Origin of the sequence: Sutterella seckii (assembly GCF_009183815.1) — a bacterium.
GTDB lineage: Bacteria > Pseudomonadota > Gammaproteobacteria > Burkholderiales > Burkholderiaceae_F > Sutterella > Sutterella seckii.
In genome coordinates this window covers 1-2,901 of sequence record NZ_WEHX01000156.1, presented here as the reverse complement: position 1 = coordinate 2,901, position 2,901 = coordinate 1, and the positions used below count along the sequence as shown (strand labels likewise).

Below are 2,901 nucleotides of genomic sequence, written 5' to 3'. Positions count from 1 at the left end.
GGTCTTCATCCTTGATCGGGGTGGTCAGCGTCTTGGTGCTCACAGCGTCACTCCCTTGTGCGAAAGAAATTCATAAGACATGTCCGCATGAACGCGGATGGTGGCGCGGCGGTGGGCCCAGCAGCCCGTGGAAACGCCGACCGCGATGCAGGAGGGATGGCGCGCAGCCTGTTCGACGTTGACGCCCATTACCGTGCCCTTGCCCGTGAGGCCGCCCGGCCCGAGATTGAGCTCGTTCAGGCCGTCCTTGATGAGCTTTTCGAATTCCGCGCCCGTCGGGTTGCTGTTGTGCGAATCGACCGGACGCATGAGGGCGCGCTTTGAGAGCGTGGCGGCGACTTCCGCCGAGCCCGCGATGCCGATGCCGAGAAGGAGCGGCGGGCAGGCATTGATACCGCGTTCCGTCATGATGTCGAAGACGAACTTGACGACGCCTTCATAGCCTTCGAGCGGCATCAGAACCTTGGCCGCGCCGGGAAGCGAGCAGCCGCCGCCCGCCATGTAGCCGCAGATTTCGGCTTCGTCGGAATCGGGAACAATCTGCCAGTCGATCCAGGGAATGCGCACGCCCGTGTTGTTGCCGGTGTTCTTCTCGTCGAAGATCTGCACGGCGTTGTGACGCAGGGGCGCTTCCTTCGTTGCGCGCTTCGTGGCTTCGCGCAGGCATTCCTCCATTTCGCCGAGGAGCGGGAAGCGCGAACCCACCTTTACGAAGAACTGAATGACGCCCGTGTCCTGGCAGAGCGGAACGTTGTTCTTCTTGGCGAGCGCCATGTCGGTAAACATGGCGTCGTAGATGGTGTTGGCAATGTCGGTCGATTGTTCGGCGCGCATTTCCCTGAGGCTCTTCATGACGTCGTCGGGCAGGTGCTTGCCGAAGTACGCCGTGAACTTCGCCATCAGATCGGTGAACTCGCTTGCGAGTGCTTCCTTCTGCATGAGGTCTTTCTCCTGTGGGAGACGTTGGTTCTCATCCGGTTGGACGGAATCAACAGGTCCTGGATGGTTGTTGTATGGCTCTTCCCGCGGCAGCGGGAGTCTTCTTATCCGATGCCCGCAGTTTATGTTTGTCTTTTGTATAAGTCAAATATTAAATATTGAATAGATTCGATAGGTTTTACACTATTTAATTCAGATTGCAATAGGCGCATCAATTCCTGCCTGCAGCCCAGGAAAAGCTGTTTGGAATGTCTCCGTTGCGCTCCCGGCATGAAGAGACGGATTGCACGAAGGTTTTGTAAAGAGTCTGTGCATGAGTGCGCACATGATTCTGGAGATGCCGCCGAAGGCTTCAGAGGCGATTTTCAATAGAGCGCGAGTAGATTTTTTAATAGTGAACTGGCTATTGAATTTTTATTTGGCATGTCAACGTAGCTGCTTAATTAACCTTTAAAAACAATATGTAAGATTATAAATTATGGGTTCATGAATGAATGTATAGCTGTATTCCTATCGATTTATAGGAGCCTCGCTAGAGTTATTGACTTTATTGCTTCAGCAATATCAAAGCAGAACGCTCAGAAAGTTGTCTGTAGATTAAATGGCGCGCCTGTCCGCAGAAAGTAGAAAAAGAGATTTGCGGAGGGCCTGCATCATCGAAACGAGGCTTGCCCGCTGAAAAACGTGCGCGGCCGGTCTCAGAGCACGTCAGCTGCGCGATGACGCACGAACAGAACGGCATTGCCGCTTCCCCGAACGAAGCCGTCCGACCCGTTCCCTTCGGAGACCCACCAAAAAGGAATACCCATCCATGACCAGCCTGATCATCGCGGGCATCGTGATTGTTCTTGTCGTCACGCTTCTCATCAAAGGCTTCTATCCGCAGGCCGCACTTTTCATCGGCGGTCTTGCGCTCCTCGGCGCCACAGCAGCTTTCGACTTCGGAGAGGTTCTCTCCGCAGATAAGAGCACGAACTTTGCGGCCTTCGATGTGTTCAAGGCTTTCTGCACCGGCTTCTCTTCGCGCATTGCGGGTCTGGGACTCACGCTCATGGCGATCGGCGGCTTTTCACGCTACATGGAATACGTCGGCGCTTCCGGAGCGCTCTTCTCCGTCTTCGAGCGTCCGCTCTCAAAGATAAAGTCGCCTTACGTGCTTCTTGCTGCAGCTTTCCTCGCTTCGCAGTGCCTCGTCGTGTTCATTCCTTCGCACGCCGGGTTGGCGCTCCTTCTCATGGTGATGCTCTATCCGATTCTCATCCGCTCGGGCGTGAGTCCGCTCTCGGCGTGATCGGCTGCTGCCAGTTCATGGACGTTGGCCCGGGCGCAGGGAGTTCAATCCTCGCGGCACAGATTGCCGGCATGGACGTATCCGAATACTTTGTCTACTACCAGATGCCGCTCTGGCTCGGCATGGTCGTCATCATGACATTCGTCGTGGTTTTCGTTCAGCGCTGTTGGGACCGCTATGAAGGATGGACGGAAAAGACGGGATCGGCTCAGGCGCAGGCAGCAAAGCGTGCGACCGGGAAGGAGGCAGACTGTGCGCCGAAGATTTATGCAGTGCTTCCCGTCATACTGCTCATCCTGATCATCTGCTTTTCCAAGGTCGCCGGCAGCAGCATCCGCATGGATGTACTCACCGCAATGGTGATTTCGACCTGCGTTGCGATTCTCTTCGAGCTCATCCGTCATCGCAATCTTCGTACCGTGCTCGCGAGCTTTCAGAACTTTTTCGACGGCATGGGCAAGATCCTCGTAGGCGTCGTATCGCTCATCGTCTGCGGCGAGTTCTTCGCCTCGGGCATCATTAAGTCGGGAGCGCTTGCGACGCTTATTGCCGCCGCGGACAGCGCCGGCTTTGGTCGTGTGCCCGGCATGGGCGATTTCTATAGGGTGAAAGTCCCGATGAGCAGGAGGTAGTGCCAAGCTCACAGCCAGAGGCAAGGGTGTCCGTCGTGA

At 55.8% G+C, this 2,901-nt stretch carries 1 protein-coding gene and 1 pseudogene; one reads left to right on the top strand and one right to left on the bottom strand.

Going from position 1 to position 2,901, the window contains the following annotated elements:
- Nucleotides 1-39 precede the first annotated feature (39 nt).
- Nucleotides 40-939 carry a L(+)-tartrate dehydratase subunit alpha gene (ttdA, locus tag GBM95_RS11455; protein WP_152159214.1) on the bottom strand — a complete coding sequence of 300 codons (900 nt, stop codon included), beginning with the start codon at nucleotides 937-939 and terminating at the stop codon, nucleotides 40-42.
- A gap of 801 nt (nucleotides 940-1,740) precedes the next feature.
- Here ttdA and dcuC point away from each other — a divergent pair.
- Nucleotides 1,741-2,862: pseudogene (dcuC, locus tag GBM95_RS13205) on the top strand (C4-dicarboxylate transporter DcuC); the annotation flags it as partial.
- Nucleotides 2,863-2,901: the final 39 nt, after the last annotated feature.

Coding starts and splice junctions, on each gene's coding strand:
- ttdA (WP_152159214.1), bottom strand. CDS start 939: ATGCAGAAGGAAGCACTCGCAAGCGAGTTCACCGATCTGATGGCGAAG.